Raw genomic sequence first — 16,044 nt, 5'->3', positions numbered from 1 at the left:
ATTGCCCAAGCCGGCGGGGGACGTCAGCGGGGGCCCGCTCCCAAGGCTCGTTCCGGGACGACGCTGCCCGTCGGGACCGCACGCGCGCGTGCCGGGGTGCCCGTCCAGCAGGTGCCCCGGCGGGCCATGAGGCGGCGGAGCCACAGTTCCAGGCCGACGAGGTCGGCGAGGCCGTCCAGCGGGAGGGCTTCGCCGTCGGCCGCCGCGCGCAGCGCCTTGCGGACCACGCGTGCCTCGATCAGGCCGGTCTGGGCCAGCAGGGGCGTGTCGAAGAGGGCGATGAGGTGGTCGGCGGAGACGCGCAGGCCGGTGCGGGCGGCGGCCGCCGCGGTGGCGTGCGAGGGGGCGCCCCAGCCGGGCGGCAGCTCGTGGACGCCCGCGCCTTCGAGCACCGTGCGCAGGATCACCGCGCGGGCGCCGGGCTGGACGCGCAGCGCCTCGGGGAGGGCCTGGCAGGCGCGGACCACCTCGTTGTCGAGGAAGGGCGCGTGCAGGCGCTGGGAGCGGACCTCCGCGGCCTGTTCCAGGATGCGCAGGTCCGCCGCGTGCCGGGCGAGGGCGGAGCGGGCCCGGAACGCGCCGGGGCGCTGCCCCGGGCCGGTCCCGGGGCGGACCCGGCCCTCTTGCAGGCGAACCGATACTTCTGCGAGTGCCTCGCCGGTCAGCCAGCGGGCGGCGGGCCCGGGTCTGGCCCACGCGAGCGCGGCGAGCGAGGCGCCGACGGCGCCGCCCGGTTCGTCGAAGCTGCGCTGGAGCAGCCGGTCGGCCAGGTGGTCGAGGCCCGTCGTGTAGGGCGTGCGGGCGAGTTTTCTGGCCGCTCCGTAGACCCGCGCCGGAACGCGCAGCGAGCCGCCCTCGGCCTTGGTGAGCGCGGCCACGGGACGCACCATGTGGCGGCGCCTGCGGTCCATCAGGAGGTCGGCGAGCCGGGCCGGATGGGCGTCGAGAACCTGCCGTGCCCCGTAGCCGGTGAAGTGGTCGGCGCTGCCGGAGGCGAGGCGCGCGCGGTGCCGGGAGGCGGAGACGAGGACGGCGCTGGGCTCGTCGGTGAGCGGGCCCTCCAGGTCCGCGTAGGGCAGCGTCTCCTCGCCGCCGGTGACCACCACGTGGTGCAGGCGCGGGTTGGAGGCGATCGCCCCCGCGCGTTCGAGTTCGGCCTCGCGGTGGATCGTCGTGGTCGACAGGTCGTTGAAGGTGACCGCCAGCAGGCGCTCGCCCGCGCCCGTGCCGTGGCCGAGGACGGTGCCGGGCATCCCGGGCAGGCCCGCGGCGAGCAGGGCGAGGGTGCCGGACGCCGGGCCGCCGGAGAGGTCGGCGCCGATGCCGGGCACCGGCATGCCGCGGGCGGCGCGGCGCTCGGCGGGCCCCATGCCGGGCACCGGCCCGGGGTCCAGGTCGGTGCCGGGGATGTGCCGGGGCGCGCCGAGGCGGGCCCGTACGGCGTCCACCAGGGCCTCCCGGACGGCGTCCACGGCGCGGTCCGGGTCGGCGGGCGCCGCGGCCACCGCGAGGGACGCCACGGGCTCGTAGCCGGCGATCTCCCGTGCGCCCGCGCGCAGGATCAGCGCGTGCCCCGGCGGGATGCGGCGCACGCCCTGGTACGGCGTCGAGTCGTGCAGCGCCTCCGGGACGTCGGGGGCGGCGAGCAGCGCGGCCAGGTGCCCCACGTCGAGGTGGGCCTCGATGAGGTCGGCGAGCGGGAGCGCGGCGGTGGCGTAGGCGGTGCCGCCCGCCCAGGGGGTGTAGAAGACCGGGCGGGCACCCGCGAGGTCGCCGGCGACCATGACGCGGCGGCCCACCTGGACGACGGCGGTGTAACTGCCGGGCCAGGCCGTCAGGTGGCGCAGGGCGCCGCCCCGCGCGGCGTGGAGGCCCACCTTCAGTTGTTGGTCGCTCGCGCCGCACACGCCGAGCACCGCGATCCGCGTACGGTCGTCGGCCTTGACGATGCGCACCTCGTCGGAGCGCCAGTCACCGACCGCCCACAGCGGATCCGGGTCGCCCCACAGGAGTTGGGAGCCCACCGGATGGACCGTTTCGCCGTCCTTGCCCGTGGCCCCCGCGGAGTCGAAGGCAACGGCTCCAGGGGTGGTGCTGCTCCACCCCACCAACCACCGCATCGCCGCCTCCACAAGCTGTGGACAACCAAGAGGTCCCCATGCTGCCACGAAGGAGGCGCCCAGGAGGGCCCAAGTGAAGGGGCAAGTGCGGAGCGCGAGATGGCGTACGCTCCCCCCAATGCGCCCTGTTTGAGCCGTGGTTGAACCGTGGCACTACCCGGCCCACACAGGGCGACAGGGGCGACTTTCGGCCAAATCGGCCCGGGATGGCCGGAGGTGGACACCCCGCTTCGGCCACAGCGCGCAACCCAGAGTGCAACGCACAGTCCGGGAGGCGCACACCGCCTCCCGGACCGGTCCGCCGCCCGCGGGGATGAAGGCGGCGGTGTCCCCCAGCCCGCTGGATCCAGTACAGCGGGCCGACCCACGCAGGTTCCATGGAAGCCGTCCACGGGTGTCCGAGTAAGAGCGCACGCACAGGCGCACGGCACCACGCACGGAGCACACGGTCACACGGCGTGGCCTGCGCCGTACTTGAGTACGGACAACAATCCCGCCATCCGGAACAGCGGCCCTTAACGCTTGGGATTCGGCGAACTACGCTGGGTGTACGAATGCCGCGCGGTTATGCCACACCGAAGTGGTCTGTATCAGTCTGGATGACGCCTGACGCGGCAGCCGTCTGTGTCGAGGGGTGGCGCATGTCCAGGGAGCAACGCGGGCCGAACGAGAAACTCGGCGCCGTTCTCGCCCTCGCGGGGATCAGCAACGCCGGACTCGCGCGGCGCGTGAACGACCTCGGGAGCCAGCGCGGTCTGACACTTCGCTACGACAAGACGTCGGTGGCGCGCTGGGTGTCGAAGGGCATGGTGCCGCAGGGCGCCGCCCCGCATCTGATCGCCGCCGCCATCGGACAGAAGCTGGGCCGGCCCGTGCCCCTGCACGAGATCGGCCTCGCCGACGCCGACCCCGCGCCCGAAGTGGGCCTGGCCTTCCCGCGCGACGTGCGCGCGGCGGTGAAGTCCGCGACCGAGCTGTACCGCCTCGACCTCGCCGGGCGGCGGGCCGGCGGCGGCGGGATCTGGCAGTCGCTGGCCGGATCGTTCGCGGTGAGCGCCTACGCGACGCCCGCGTCCCGGTGGCTGATAACACCGGCCGACTCGTCGGTCGCGCGCGAGCCGCACGTGGCCGCCGGGGCGGAGAGCGCCGAGGACGGCTCCAAGGTCCAGAAGGTCGGCCACAGCGACGTACAGAAATTGCGTGAGGCCGCGGAGGACGCGCGGCGCTGGGACTCCAAGTACGGCGGCGGGGACTGGCGTTCGTCGATGGTGCCGGAGTGTCTGCGGGTCGAGGCGGCGCCGCTGCTGCTCGGCTCGTACTCGGACGAGGTGGGGCGCTCGCTGTTCGGGGCCGCGGCCGAGCTGACCCGGCTCGCCGGCTGGATGGCGTTCGACACCGGGCAGCAGGAGGCGGCCCAGCGGTACTACATCCAGGCGCTGCGGCTCGCGCGGGCCGCCGCCGACGTGCCGCTCGGCGGCTATGTGCTCGCCTCCATGTCGCTCCAGGCGACCTACCGGGGGTTCGGGGACGAGGGCGTGGACCTGGCGCAGGCCGCCCTGGAGCGCAATCGCGGGCTCTCCACCGCGCGGACCATGAGCTTCTTCCGGCTCGTCGAGGCACGCGCGCACGCGCGCGCCGGGGACGCGCAGGCGGCCGCCACCGCGCTGCGGGCCGCCGAGGGGTGGCTGGAGCGGGCCCGGGAGGGCGACAGCGATCCCTCGTGGCTGGGCTTCTACTCGTACGACCGCTTCGCCGCGGACGCCGCCGAGTGCTACCGGGACCTGAAGGCCCCCCGGCAGGTACGCAGATTCACGGAGCAGGCGCTCTCGCGTCCGACGGAGGAGTTCGTACGCTCGCACGGGCTGCGCCTCGTGGTGTCGGCCGTCGCGGAGCTGGAGTCCGGCAATCTGGACGCCGCCTGCGAGCAGGGCACCCGCGCCCTGGAGGTGGCCGGACGGATTTCCTCGGCGCGGACCACCGAGTACGTACGGGATCTGCTGCACCGCCTGGAGCCCTACGGCGACGAGCCCCGGGTCGCCGAACTGCGCGAGCGGGCACGCCCCTTGCTGGTCGCGCCGGCGTAAGGGTGCCCGGCGGCGGACCGGCCGGGGGCGGGCGGCCGGCCGCGTTGTCAGTGGCGTCGGGCAAGATGCTGGCAGTGGAGGTGAGGCCCGGTGGGGACGGTCGCGTATGACGGGGACGTGGTGGTGGTCGGCGGCGGGATCGTCGGGCTGTCCACCGCTTACGCCGTGTCCCGGATCGCGCCGGGGACCCGGGTCGTCGTGCTGGAGAAGGAGCCGGGCCCGGCCCGCCACCAGACGGGGCGCAACAGCGGAGTGATCCACAGCGGGATCTACTACCGCCCCGGCTCGCTCAAGGCGGAGTTCGCGGTGCGCGGCGCCGCCGAGATGGTCAAGTTCTGCGCGGAGTACGGGATCGCGCACGAGGTCACCGGAAAGCTGATCGTCGCCACCGGCCGCGCCGAGCTCCCCCGCCTGCACGCCCTGGTCCAGCGCGGCAGGGAGAACGGGATCCCGGTGCGCGAGCTGGGCCCCGCCCAGATACAGGAGTACGAGCCCGAGGTGCGCGGCCTCGCCGCCATCCACGTCGGCACCACCGGCATCGCCGACTACCGCGCGGTCGCCGAGCGGCTCGCCGAGGCCTCCGGCGCCGACATCCGCTTCGGCGCCGACGTCGAGCGGATCGACCGGCGCCCCGACCGCGGCGTCGCGGTGCGCACCCGCGCCGGGGACATCGTGCGCGGCCGCGTCCTGGTGAACTGCGCGGGACTCCAGTGCGACCAGGTGGCCCGCCTCGCCGGGGACGACCCGGAGATGCGCATCGTGCCGTTCCGGGGCGAGTACTTCGAGCTGGCCCGGCCCGAGCTGGTGCGCGGCCTGGTCTATCCCGTGCCGGACCCGGCGTTCCCGTTCCTCGGCGTGCACCTGACCCGCGGCATCGACGGCACCGTCCACGTCGGGCCGAACGCCGTGCCCGCGCTGGCCCGCGAGGGTTACGGCTGGGGCGTCGTCCGGCCCCGCGAGCTCGCGGGGACGCTGGCCTGGCCCGGCTCCTGGCACATCGCCCGCCGGCACTGGCGGTACGGGGCCGGGGAGCTGCGGCGCTCCGCGTCCCGGTCCGCCTTCGCCGCCGCCGTGCGCCGTCTCGTCCCGGCCGTCCGCGCGGACGATCTGACGCCTGCCCCGGCCGGGGTGCGCGCCCAGGCCGTGCTGCGCGACGGCACCCTCGTCGACGACTTCCTGATCCGCGAGGCCCCCCGCACGGTCCATGTGCTGAACGCGCCGTCGCCGGCCGCCACCGCCTCCCTCCCCATCGGCCGGGAGGTGGCCCGCCGGGCCCTGGCCGCGCTCGCCGCGCCGTGACCGGCCGGACGCGTAAAATCTCCCCACTGTGTCTGAGTCTGTTGAGCACCCCACGTCCGTGACGCCCGAGCCGTCGGAGCCGGCCGAGCCCCCGGCGCCGTCCGCGCGCCCGAACGAGCCCCGGTTCCCCGACGGCCCCAAGCCCGATCCGGCCGACTCGCACCACGAGCGGCGCATCCGCAGCTTCCAGCCGCGCCGCGGCCGGGTCACCACCGCGCAGGGCGACGCGCTCCAGCGGCTCTGGCCGCAGTGGGGCCTGGACGTCGACGGACAGCGCGTGCTCGACCTCCCGGCGCTCTTCGCACAGGAGTCCGGCCCCGCGGTCGACCGGATCGTCCTGGAGATCGGCTTCGGCATGGGCGAGGCCACGGCCCAGATGGCCGCGGAGGACCCGACGACCGGCATCCTCGCCGTCGACGTGCACACCCCGGGCCAGGGCAATCTGCTCAACCTGGCGGACAAGAACGGCCTCACGAACGTCCGGGTGGCCAACGGCGACGCGATCATCCTGCTGCGCTCGATGCTGCCCGCCGCCGCCCTGGACGGGGTGCGCGTCTACTTCCCCGACCCCTGGCCTAAGAAGCGCCACGTCAAACGGCGGCTGATCCAGCCCGAGTTCCTCTCCCTCGTCGCGGGCCCGATGAAGCCCGGGGCGCTCCTGCACTGCGCGACGGACTGGGAGGACTACGCCGAGCAGATGCTCGACGTGCTCGGCGCCCACCCCGACTTCGAGAACACGGTGCCCGACGGCGGCTACGCCCCGCGCCCCTCCTTCCGCCCGCTCACCCGGTTCGAGGGCAAGGGCCTGGACAAGAGCCATGTGGTGCACGACCTGCTGTTCCGCCGGAAGTAGCACCCTGTCCGAGGACCCCGTCGCGCGGACCGTCATCCCTCGTTAGGGTCAACGTGTGGATCCGTATCCCGCCTACCCGCACCACCAGGACGACGCCCTCGGCACGGCCCAGGGCGGCACGGTCCGGCACCCGCGCTGGTGGGAGCGGAAAGGTGTACGGGCGACGGCGCTCGCGACGCTGCTCGCGGTGTCCGGAGTGGTCATCGCGGCGCTCGTCCGCGAGCAGACCGGCACCCAAGGGTTCCTGGTCGGGCTCGGCCTCGCCGTCGTCCCCGTCCCGCTGCTGACGGCGGCGTTCCGCTGGCTTGACCGGGTACGGCCCGGCCCCTGGCGGAACATGATCTTCGCGTTCGCCTGGGGTGCCTGCGCCGCGGCCCTGATAGCCATCGTCGCGAACAGCTTCGCGACGCGCTGGATAGAGACCGCCACCGCCGACCCGACCGGCGCCGACACCCTCGGCGCCACCGTCATCGCCCCGATCGTCGAGGAGTCCGCGAAGGCCGCCGCCGTGCTGCTGGTCTTCCTCTTCCGCAGACGGGACTTCGACTCCGTCGTCGACGGCATCGTGATCGCCGGGATCACCGCGACCGGCTTCGCGTTCACCGAGAACATCCTGTACCTCGGGAACGCCTTCGGGACCGACCAGCTGGCGGGCACCGGCCCGGGCCTCAGCTCGGTCACCGCCGCCACCTTCTTCGTGCGGGTCGTGATGTCCCCGTTCGCGCATCCGCTCTTCACCGTGCTGACCGGCATCGGCTTCGGCGTCGCGGCGGTCACCGCCCGCGACCGGGGCCGGTTCCGCCGCCTCCTGGTGCCGCTGACGGGCCTGCTCTGCGCGATGGGCATGCACGCCTTCTGGAACGGCTCGTCGTCGCTCGGCGAGTACGGCTTCTTCGCCGTCTACGCGGCTTTCATGGTGCCGGTGTTCGGCCTGGTCACCTGGCTCGCGGTCTATCTGCGCCAGCGCGAACTGCGCATCGTGCGCGAGGAACTGCCCGCGTACGTCGCGGCGGGCTGGGTCACCCTGCCCGAACCATTCGCGCTCGGCTCGCTGAAGGCGCGGCGCCTGGCACGGGAGTTCGCCGCGCACTACGGCGGCCGGCAGGCCGCGGAGTCCGTCGCGGCGTACGAGGCGTACGCGACGTCGCTGGCCCTGCTGCGGCGCCGGGGAAGCAGAGGCAGGGCCGGCGCCGACTTCGTCGTACGGGAGCGGGAGCTGCTCGACGCGCTGTGGGAGCGGCGCGCCGCCGCCCGGCCCGCCCTCGCGTACGGCTCGCGGTCCGCGGCCCCGGTCTGGCGTCCGCCGGTGTACGCGGGCCCGCAGATGACGCAGGGCCCCGCGTACAACCCGTACCGGTACTAGGGCGTGTGTCGAAAGTCCCGTCGTTCGCCCGAAGGGCGGGCCTCGCGGGGTCTGGTGCGTGCGATCGCAAGGCGCCGGGGCGTCCTCATAGCGGAGCTATGAGGGCGTTTCGGCAACGCCGCGAGCGTGCGTGCCAGACCCCGCGAGGCAGACGGGACTTTCGACACACGCCCTAGGACACCGCTCAGGCGGAGGCCTCGGTCAGCCGGGCCAGCTCGGCCTCGGTCAGTTCCAGTTCGGCGACGGCCATCAGCGCCGGGAGCTGCGCGGCGGTGCGCGCGGAGGCGATCGGCGCGGTGACGGTGGGCCGGGAGGCGAGCCAGGCCAGGGCGACGGTGGCGACCTCGGCGCCGTGCGCCTGCGCGACCTCGTCGAGCGCGGTGAGGACCTTCTGCCCGCGCTCGGTCTCCAGGTACCCGCCCGCCTTGTCGGCGCGGACGCTGTCGACGCTGACGCCCGGCCGGTACTTGCCCGTCAGGAAGCCCGAGGCCAGCGACCAGTACGGGGCGGCGCCCAGGCCCGCGCGCGAGGCGATGTCCTGCCGCGCGCCCTCGTAGGTGTCGCGCGAGACGAGGTTGTAGTGCGGCTGGATGGCCACATAGCGGGCCAGGCCCTCGCGGTCGGAGAAGTCCAGGGACTCCTGGAGCCGCTCCGGCGAGATGTTGGAGACGGCGATGTGGCGGACCTTGCCGGCCTTCACCAGCTCGTCGAGCGCGCCGATGATCTCCTCGACCGGGATCGTCTCGTCGTCGTCGAAGTGCGTGTAGTAGAGGTCGATGTAGTCGGTGTCGAGGCGGCGCAGCGAGGCGTCGGCGGCGGCCTTGATGTTGTCGCCGCGCAGGCCGGGGAAGTCCGGGTGGCGGCCGACCTTGGTGGCGATGACCACGTCGTCGCGCCGCCCGCGCGCCTTGGCCCACCGGCCGATGAGGGTCTCGGACTCGCCGCCCTTGTTGCCCGGCGCCCAGGACGAGTAGGAGTCGGCGGTGTCGATGAAGTTGCCGCCGCCCGCGACATAGGCGTCGAGCACCTCGAAGCTCGCGGCCTCGTCGGCGGTGAAGCCGAAGACATTGCCGCCGAGGCAGAGCGGGAAGACGTCGAGACCGGAAGAGCCCAGGGGGCGAAGCACAGAAGAAGTCATGCTCTGTTTCAACGCCCTTCCGGAGCGCGGCATTCCATGGATCCGGCGGTACGCGTCTCAAGGGCAGGCAAAACCGGCGGCCCTGGCGTCGGGGGGTTGCCGCCAGGACCGCCGGAGCATCAGAGGATTCCGGCGGACCGGCCGCTCAGGGGGTCAGGCCCCGGTCGCGCAGCCACGCGGCGGGGTCGATGCCGGTGGCGTCCCCGCCCGGGTGGACCTCCAGGTGGAGGTGGGGTCCGGTGACATTGCCGGTGGCGCCCACGCGGCCGATGACATCGCCGGTGGTGACCTTCTGGCCGGCGCTGACGTTGATCGACGACTGGTGGCAGAACCACAGCTCGGTGCCGTCGTCGAGGGTGATGACCGTGCGGTAGCCGTACGCGCCCGCCCAGCCGGCCTCGGTGACGGTGCCGGAGTGGATCGCGTAGATCGGGGTACCCGTGGAAGCGGCGAAGTCCAGGCCCGTGTGATAGCCGGAGGACCACATGGCGCCGGGCTGCCCGAAGGTGCCGGTGACCGTGTAGGAGGCGACGGGGAGCTTGTAGCTCTTGGCCAGCTTGGCGAGGCGCTCGGCCTCGGCCTTCTTCTTGGCCTCCTCCGCCGCCTTCTTCTTCTCGGCGGCGGCCTTCTTGTCGGCCGCCTCCTTCTTGGCGACGGCCTCGTCGGCGGCCTGCTGCGCGGCGGCTTCCTCAGCGGCCTGCTTGGCGGCGGCGTCGGCGGCGTCCTGCTGGGTCTCGGCCTGGGCCAGGATCCGGGTGCGCAGCGCCTCGCCCGCGTCCGACGTGCCGTTGCCGACCGTGGTGAGCGGGGCGGCGGCGGTGGCGTCGGAGCTGTCGGAGCCGTCGGATATGAGCGCGCCGACGCCGGGCAGCGACTTGGCCTCGGGCAGCGAGTCCTTGACGGAGGACAGGTCGGGCATGGAGATGTGCACGGGGGGCTTGCCGCCCTGCGCGGTGGCGATGCCGCCCGCGCCGACGGCGGCGATCACGCCGACGCCCAGAACGGTGGAGCTGCGCGCGAGACCTCCGCGCTGCCGGGCCACGCGGTGCCTGCCGCGGACGGGGCGGACGGACTCCTCGGTGGGGTTCCACTCCTCCCAGCTCTCGGGCTGGGGGCCGAACGCGTCGTTCGACGGGTCATTCAGTGAGGAGAACTCGGGGGCAGGCCGGTTCGACGCCACGGGGGCGCTCTCCTTTCCTTCCTTCTCGCCTACCGGGTTAGCTGACGGGTTCGGAGCAGGAAGGTCTCCTACGAGCACCCAAAGATGCCCGATTCACCCCAAGTTGGTGGTTCCCCGGCTCCCTTGCGGGATTAAGCGCGTGCGCGCGGAGCCGTCGCTGGTGACGGCTGGGACGACCGCGCTGCGTTATCGAACGTTAATAGACAGCCGACAGTAATTCCAAGCTGTTCCTACTGATCGTTCACGACTTTGGCCAGGATTTAACGGGTCAAGGCCGGTCGGAACGGGTCGACTTGACCGAGGGCGTGAACCGGCCAGAAAACTGACGGTTCGTCAATTGTTATCCGCGGCATCTGCGGAGAGTCACGGCCTTCGCACCGCGAGCAGCGCCATGTCGTCCGTCGCGCCGCCCCCGGTGTGCGCGCGCACCTCCGCCGCGAGCGAGAGGAGCAGTTCGTCGGGACCGGGGAAGATCCGCCCGGCGAGGCGGGCCGCCGGGTCGTAGAAGACGCCCTCCGCGTCGCGCGCCTCGGATAGCCCGTCGGTGTAGAGCAGCAGTGTGGCCCCGGCGGGGAACTCGGCCTCGGCGACCCGGTCCGGCCAGGAGCCGAGCTCGCCCATGCCGAGCGGCAGCGCCCCCACGCCGTCGACGATCGGGATCATCCGGACGGTGCCGTCGCCGAGCAGCAGGATCGGCTCGGGATGGCCGCGGTTGACGATGCGGACGCGCTGCTCGCCGTGCGGGATCTCGGCGAGCACGGCGGTGGTGAAGCCCTCGAAGTCGTCGATGCCGTCGCGCCGGGTGCCCTCGCGGGCCAGCGCCCGCTCCAGGCGCAGGGCGACCGCCTCCAGGCTGCCCTCCTGCTCGGCGGCCTCCCGGAACGCCCCGATGACGACGGCGACGGCGGAGACCGCGCCCATGCCCTTGCCGCGCACGTCCCCGACGACGATGCGCACCCCGTGCGGGGTGTCCTGGACGGCGTACAGGTCACCGCCGATGAAGGCGCCGGCCTGCGCGGCCTCGTAGCGCGCGGCGATGGCGAGGCCGCCGATCCGGTCGGCCGGTTCGGGCAGCACGGCGAACTGGGCGGCCTGGGCGATCCGCCGCGCGGAGTCCAGCTGTTCGTTGCCGCGCCGCACGATCTGGTTGATGAAGCAGGCGAGCACGCAGACGGTGGCCACGGTCGCCATCTCGGTGACGATGTCGGTGCCGACCCGCTGCGTGTATCTGAAGTGGACGACGAGGATGGCGAGGACCGATCCGAGTCCGGCCAGGATCGTGCTGCGCAGCGAGAAGAACGGGGCGGTGACCAGCGGCGCCGCGCTGAACAGCGGGGCCCCGGAGAAGCCGGAGGGGGTGACGTACTCGTAGCAGGCGCCGCCCAGGATCAGCAGGACGGGCAGCACCCGCAGGAACCACCGGGTCCCCCTGCTGTCCGCCACCGATCTGTGCCGTCCTCCGCGCTTCCCCACCGCTCGTCTCCTGCCACGTCCGCGCCCGGTTTCCGGCGTCTTGTCAAGGTTTCCCGGGGAGCGCGGCGGCGGCGACCTGGTGTGGGCCGTACGGGGGACGAGCACACGAAAGAGCCGAGGCCGGAATCTCGATGAGATTCCGGCCTCGGCTGTCAGTAGCGGGGACAGGATTTGAACCTGCGACCTCTGGGTTATGAGCCCAGCGAGCTACCGAGCTGCTCCACCCCGCGTCGGTGAACCCGACTCTACGTCATGAGGGCGGCAGAACGCGAATCCGTCAGGCGGCGGTCGCGTGGGTCAGGGTCTCCCAGGCCACGAACAGGTCGTCCGTGCCCTCGGGCCGCTCCTTGCGGGTCAGCCTCTCGGTCTGCGGAAGGTCCATCTTCAGGCGGCCGCGCAGGTGGCTGAGGCCGACCTCGGTGTCGGGCCCCATGTCCCGCTGCACCTTGCCGCCGCACAGCCAGGACGGGGCGGCGGCGCCGAGCTGGTACTTGGAGTGGAACTCCAGGGCCGCCCTGAGCCGGTCCTTCACCTCGCCGTACAGGTCGACGCCCTGGTGCCAGGCGGTCTCGGCGATGTGCGAGGTGGCGGCGAGCGAGTAGCTGGCGTGCTTGAAGTTGCGGCAGGTCTCCTGGGAGAGGCCGTCCTTGAAGGTGGTCTGCCCGAACCAGTACGTGTGCAGCTTCGCCGGGGTGTCGATGCCGCTGCCCTCGGGCTTGACCGGCAGCGGTCCGTCCGAGGAGAGGTAGAAGTAGGCGGGCACGCGCGAGCGGAAGTGGTGCACGGCCTTGTCGAAGGCCTTGTGGTCGTTGAGGTGGACGGCGATGTTCATGGTGGCGTCGGCCATGACGAGGTCCCAGTTGCCGTTGAAGTCGGCGGATCCGGGCTGCACCACGGGCAGGTACACCTCGCGCAGCATCCGCTGGAACTTCAGCTCCTGCCCGTCCGGCCAGCCGTCGTACGTGTACTGCGTCAGCTCGGCGGCCTTGGCCCAGGAGCTTCCGGCCCAGGCGGTCTGGAGCCCGGCGTTGCCCTCGGTGTGCCGCTTCACCTTGTCCGACCAGGCGTCCATGATCTCCACGGCCTTCTCGGCGTGGGCCTTGTCCCGGGTGATGTTCCACAGCAGGGCCTGGGTGTACGCGGCGATGGCGTCCTCGCGCTCCTCGACGCAGCCCTGCCCCGGGCGGGTGTCGGGCGGGCACTCCACGGTCTCGTACGCCTTGGGCTCGTAGTCGAGCGCGGCGTACTTGCTGCGGCTCATCTCCCGGTACGCCGACAGCCACGGCTCTTCCTTGCGGGCCACGTGGTCGCGGACGGCCGTCAGCTGGTCCGTGCCGACGAACACGCCGGGGTGGGTGAACGCCCCGCCGGCGGCCCGGGGCGGCGCGGCCACGGCCTGCGCGCCGCTGTCGTGCGCCTGGCCCGAGCCGCAGCCCGTCGCCACGATCGTGACGAGGGGGAGCAGGCTCCCCAGAAGAAGGCGTCTCGCCGCTGCCATGCCCTACCTCCGGCCTCAGATTCGGTCACTGGCAGCCTGACCCCTGCGCCACAAGCCCGCAGTATCTGTTGAGCCGATGGAGATCGCGCGCGTAGTGCGCGTCTCCAGGGGCGCGGGGAACTGCGCGAGCAACCACGACGAGAGCCGCACTCCCACTACAACCCCCACACCCCCTTCCCCAGCGCGACAACCCCGCCCACCAGGGCCAACCCCAGAACAAGCCACCGCATCCCCCGCTCCGGCACCCGCCCGGCCAGCCCCCGCCCCACCAGCGCCCCCACGAACAGCGCCCCGCCGGCCACCGCCCACGCCCGCGCCCCCAGCCCCGGCAGCCCTCCGGAGGCGACCGACACGACGTTGACCACCACCCCGTAGAACTGCGCGTTCGGCACGAACTCCCGCATGGGCCAGCCCGCGTTCACGGCGTACAGGGAGAACGGCGGCCCGCCGACCCCGGCCGCCGCGTTCATGAACCCGCCCGCTCCCCCGGCGACCACCGCGCCCCCGGTCCCGCCGAGCCCCGGCATCCGGGCGCCCCGCGCGACCAGCCCCACCGCCACGCACACCAGCGAGCCGAACACCACCATCAGCACCGGTTCGGACAGCCGCGTCGCCGTCCACGTACCGACCGGCACCGTGCACACGGCCGCCGCCACGAACGGCACCATGTCCCGCGGCCGCACCCGCCGCCACCCGCCCACGAGCCCGGCACAACTCACCACTCCCCCGGCGCAGATGGCGAGCAGCACCCCGTCGGCGGGCCCGAGCAGCAGCGCCAGGGCGGGCGCGGCGACCAGCGCGAACCCCATCCCCGTCAGCCACTGCACGCATCCCGCGACCGCCACGACCAGAGCCAGCGCCACCTCACCCGCCATGCCGCGGAGCGTACGTGGCCCCTACACCCGTACGGCACCCCTGTGCCGCGCCGAAGCCGGGCGGACACCGGAACCGAACAGGCCGGTCGCCGCTTAGACCTGACGGGTGGGCACCCTCCGGCCCCCGTATCTGCCCGGACGGGCGCACCGTTGTAGGGGCATGACCTCAACTCGACGCGCCATGACCGCCGTCCTGCTCGCCGTCGGTGCCACCGCGATCGCGGTGCCGACGGCCGGTGCCGCTCCCCTTCCGCTCGGCGGTGACGGCGAAGCCATCTCCCCGACCGCGACGCTCGACTCGGTGTCGACGATGGCGATCCCCGAGGAGCAGCGTGCGGGGGTGCCCAGCACCACGGCCCAGCTCGGCGGGCTCAACCGGCTGAACGAACTGCACCAGCTCACCGACCTGGTGGCGCCGGTGACGAACGCGCTCCCCTCGGTCCAGTAGGACCCCACGGCACGACGACGGCGGCGGATCGAAGTGATCCGCCGCCGTCGTCGTGCCCGGGGCCGGAAGAGGGGCAGCCGCGCAGCGGCGGCTGCCCTCCCCTCAGGTCATTCAGTGGTTCGCGGCACCGTTGCCGGACAGGACCGGGATGTCGTCCAGGACGTGCGACAGCGGCTCGTCGCCCTTGGCCTGGGTGGAGTTCTCGGTGCACTGCTGGTTCTGCGGCGCCGACAGGACCGGGATGTCCTGGACGGCGATCGGCACGACGCCGACGAGCGAACCGAGGTTGGCCTTGGCCGGCAGACCGATGCAGGGCTTGTTCAGCGAGCCCTGGACGAGGCCGAGCTGCGGGCTCATGTCGCCGTGGGTCGCGGAGTTCCCGTACGCCTGCTCCGCACCGTTGCCGCTGATGGACGTCGTGCCGCCGTCGTCACCGATGGCCAGCGCCTGCGGGGCGGCCACGGCCGACAGACCGGCGACGGACACGGCGAGCGTTGCGGAGGCCCACAGCTTCTGCTTCATGTGTTTTCCCTTCACTGAACGAACTCCGGTTGCGGAGCCACACTTGATCAACTGATGAGGAATCGGACGGTTGCGAAGCGCGACCCGTTCGGCCCAGCGCGCCGAGGGCGCACGTCACGCGCAGGCGTACTTGTCCCCGCGCACGACGGGCTGGTCCTGGAGGCGCGGCGGGTCGAGAGGCTGGGTCCGGGAGCCGGGCTTCGTCACCTGGCGGTCCTCGCGGAGCGTCGCGAAGAGCCGGTCGGCGCGCTCCCGGTCCCAGCGCAGCGTGGAGCCCACGTCCGGGATCAGCTCGTTGAACCCGGCGATGGGCACCGTCCCGAACTCCATGTCCTTGAGCGGGATGCGCCGCAGTTCCCGGGCGAGGGCGATGAGATCGGACGCGGTGAAGCCCTGGTCGACCGAGGCCGAGCCGAGCAGCGTCCTGGCCAGGCCGGCCGCCTTCGCCGGGTCGGCGAGGGTCTTCTTCAGCCCGGCGCCGCGCAGGGCGTTGACGAGGAACCGCTGCTGGCGCTGTACGCGTCCCAGGTCGGCGCTGGTGTCCAGATGGCGCGAGCGCACGTACTGGAGGGACGGTCCACCGGCGAGGCGGTGGCGCCCGGGGGCGAGGTTCAGCTTCGTGGCCGAGTCCGAGAGCCGGCGCTTGGTGCACACGGTCACGCCGTCGACCGCGTCGACGCCGTCGATGAACCGGCGGAAGTCGATCTGCAGGAAGTGGTCGACGCGCATCCCGGTCATGGATTCGACCGTCGCCACGGCGAGCGGTGCGCCGCCTTCCGCGTACGCGGCGTTGATCTTCGCCGGGTGCGCCTCACGGGTCGTGCCGTCGGGCTCCTGGTACGCGGGGATCTCGGTGAGCGAGTCCCGCGGCAGGCTGATCACGCTGACCCGGTCGTGCTTCCGCGACAGGTGGACCAGCATCATCGAGTCACTGCAATTGCAGGCGACGCCACCGGCGTGGAATTTCTCCTTCTCCGCACGGGTGATGGTGTCGCGGCTGTCCGTTCCCATCAGGAGAATATTGGTGCCGCTGCCTCCGGCGGGACGATTCTTCAGGCCGCTGAAGGCATCCACCTGTGCGGGCAGAGCACCCGCCACCTGTCCGGCCGCGGCACCGGAAAAGGCCAGAAATCCAAGCGCGAGAGCGCCGATCGCCAGCCTTTTGCGGCCGCCCTGAAGAAACCTTTTCCT

At 72.8% G+C, this 16,044-nt stretch carries 13 protein-coding genes, 1 tRNA gene and 1 riboswitch; of the genes, 5 read left to right on the top strand and 9 right to left on the bottom strand.

All coding sequences use genetic code 11. The features are described 5' to 3' along the window. Positions 1–23: 23 nt before the first annotated feature. Positions 24–2,120, bottom strand: a complete 2,097-nt coding sequence (locus ABII15_RS20480; protein WP_353943774.1) for an asparagine synthase-related protein — start codon at positions 2,118–2,120, stop codon at positions 24–26. Positions 2,121–2,761: 641 nt separating this feature from the next. On the opposite strand from ABII15_RS20480, the gene ABII15_RS20475 reads away from it, so the two are divergent. The 4 genes from ABII15_RS20475 to ABII15_RS20460 all read left to right on the top strand — a co-directional run bounded on the left by ABII15_RS20475 (position 2,762) and on the right by ABII15_RS20460 (position 7,719). Next, a complete protein-coding gene (locus tag ABII15_RS20475) occupies positions 2,762–4,204 on the top strand; it encodes an MFS transporter (protein WP_353943773.1) in 1,443 nt (480 codons plus the stop codon). 90 nt (positions 4,205–4,294) lie between these two features. Continuing rightward, positions 4,295–5,503: an L-2-hydroxyglutarate oxidase gene (gene lhgO, locus ABII15_RS20470; protein ID WP_353943772.1), complete on the top strand. Its 1,209-nt coding sequence runs from the start codon at positions 4,295–4,297 to the stop codon at positions 5,501–5,503. 58 nt (positions 5,504–5,561) lie between these two features. Beyond that, a complete protein-coding gene (trmB, locus tag ABII15_RS20465; protein ID WP_353947124.1) occupies positions 5,562–6,356 on the top strand; it encodes a tRNA (guanosine(46)-N7)-methyltransferase TrmB in 795 nt (264 codons plus the stop codon). A 55-nt stretch (positions 6,357–6,411) separates the two neighbouring features. After that, positions 6,412–7,719: a PrsW family intramembrane metalloprotease gene (locus tag ABII15_RS20460; RefSeq protein WP_353943771.1), complete on the top strand. Its 1,308-nt coding sequence runs from the start codon at positions 6,412–6,414 to the stop codon at positions 7,717–7,719. Positions 7,720–7,903: 184 nt separating this feature from the next. Here ABII15_RS20460 and ABII15_RS20455 read toward each other — a convergent pair whose 3' ends face one another. From ABII15_RS20455 to ABII15_RS20430, 6 genes are all read right to left on the bottom strand, one after another. Further along, a complete protein-coding gene (locus ABII15_RS20455) occupies positions 7,904–8,857 on the bottom strand; it encodes an aldo/keto reductase (protein WP_353943770.1) in 954 nt (317 codons plus the stop codon). A 145-nt stretch (positions 8,858–9,002) separates the two neighbouring features. After that, positions 9,003–10,037 (bottom strand): M23 family metallopeptidase, encoded by a 1,035-nt coding sequence (locus ABII15_RS20450; RefSeq protein WP_353943769.1) that lies wholly within the window; start codon positions 10,035–10,037, stop codon positions 9,003–9,005. An 11-nt stretch (positions 10,038–10,048) separates the two neighbouring features. After that, positions 10,049–10,185, bottom strand: a riboswitch (cyclic di-AMP (ydaO/yuaA leader). A 215-nt stretch (positions 10,186–10,400) separates the two neighbouring features. Next, entirely contained in the window at positions 10,401–11,480 is a 1,080-nt protein-coding gene (locus ABII15_RS20445; protein ID WP_353943768.1) for a PP2C family protein-serine/threonine phosphatase, read from the bottom strand. A gap of 186 nt (positions 11,481–11,666) precedes the next feature. Further along, a tRNA-Met gene (locus ABII15_RS20440) sits at positions 11,667–11,740 on the bottom strand. Between the two features lie 47 nt (positions 11,741–11,787). Next, positions 11,788–13,008 (bottom strand): alginate lyase family protein, encoded by a 1,221-nt coding sequence (locus ABII15_RS20435; RefSeq protein ID WP_353943767.1) that lies wholly within the window; start codon positions 13,006–13,008, stop codon positions 11,788–11,790. 155 nt (positions 13,009–13,163) lie between these two features. Further along, complete coding sequence (locus tag ABII15_RS20430; RefSeq protein ID WP_353943766.1) at positions 13,164–13,883, bottom strand: TSUP family transporter; 720 nt, start codon at positions 13,881–13,883, stop codon at positions 13,164–13,166. A gap of 160 nt (positions 13,884–14,043) precedes the next feature. Here ABII15_RS20430 and ABII15_RS20425 point away from each other — a divergent pair, with 160 nt between their 5' ends. After that, positions 14,044–14,331: a hypothetical protein gene (locus tag ABII15_RS20425; protein ID WP_353943765.1), complete on the top strand. Its 288-nt coding sequence runs from the start codon at positions 14,044–14,046 to the stop codon at positions 14,329–14,331. 111 nt (positions 14,332–14,442) lie between these two features. Here the strand turns inward: ABII15_RS20425 and ABII15_RS20420 are convergent, their stop codons facing one another. Then, positions 14,443–14,853, bottom strand: coding sequence for a rodlin (locus tag ABII15_RS20420; protein WP_353943764.1), 411 nt, complete (start codon positions 14,851–14,853; stop codon positions 14,443–14,445). Positions 14,854–14,967: 114 nt separating this feature from the next. Further along, positions 14,968–15,864 (bottom strand): LCP family protein, encoded by an 897-nt coding sequence (locus tag ABII15_RS20415; RefSeq protein WP_353943763.1) that lies wholly within the window; start codon positions 15,862–15,864, stop codon positions 14,968–14,970. Between the last annotated feature and the right edge of the window lie 180 nt (positions 15,865–16,044).

Origin of the sequence: Streptomyces sp. HUAS MG91, assembly GCF_040529335.1 — a bacterium.
Taxonomy (GTDB): Bacteria; Actinomycetota; Actinomycetes; order Streptomycetales; family Streptomycetaceae; genus Streptomyces; species Streptomyces tabacisoli.
The sequence above is the reverse complement of the archived record's forward strand: the minus strand, read 5'-3'. Positions and strand labels throughout refer to the sequence as shown.

What these genes read in the sequence shown, in the direction of transcription:
- ABII15_RS20425 (WP_353943765.1), top strand. Translation starts at nt 14,044, where the DNA reads ATGACCTCAACTCGACGCGCCATGACCGCCGTCCTGCTCGCCGTCGGT.
- ABII15_RS20480 (WP_353943774.1), bottom strand. Translation starts at nt 2,120, where the DNA reads ATGCGGTGGTTGGTGGGGTGGAGCAGCACCACCCCTGGAGCCGTTGCC.
- ABII15_RS20430 (WP_353943766.1), bottom strand. Translation starts at nt 13,883, where the DNA reads ATGGCGGGTGAGGTGGCGCTGGCTCTGGTCGTGGCGGTCGCGGGATGC.
- ABII15_RS20455 (WP_353943770.1), bottom strand. Translation starts at nt 8,857, where the DNA reads ATGACTTCTTCTGTGCTTCGCCCCCTGGGCTCTTCCGGTCTCGACGTC.
- ABII15_RS20415 (WP_353943763.1), bottom strand. Translation starts at nt 15,864, where the DNA reads ATGGGAACGGACAGCCGCGACACCATCACCCGTGCGGAGAAGGAGAAA.
- ABII15_RS20420 (WP_353943764.1), bottom strand. Translation starts at nt 14,853, where the DNA reads ATGAAGCAGAAGCTGTGGGCCTCCGCAACGCTCGCCGTGTCCGTCGCC.
- ABII15_RS20475 (WP_353943773.1), top strand. Translation starts at nt 2,762, where the DNA reads ATGTCCAGGGAGCAACGCGGGCCGAACGAGAAACTCGGCGCCGTTCTC.
- ABII15_RS20435 (WP_353943767.1), bottom strand. Translation starts at nt 13,008, where the DNA reads ATGGCAGCGGCGAGACGCCTTCTTCTGGGGAGCCTGCTCCCCCTCGTC.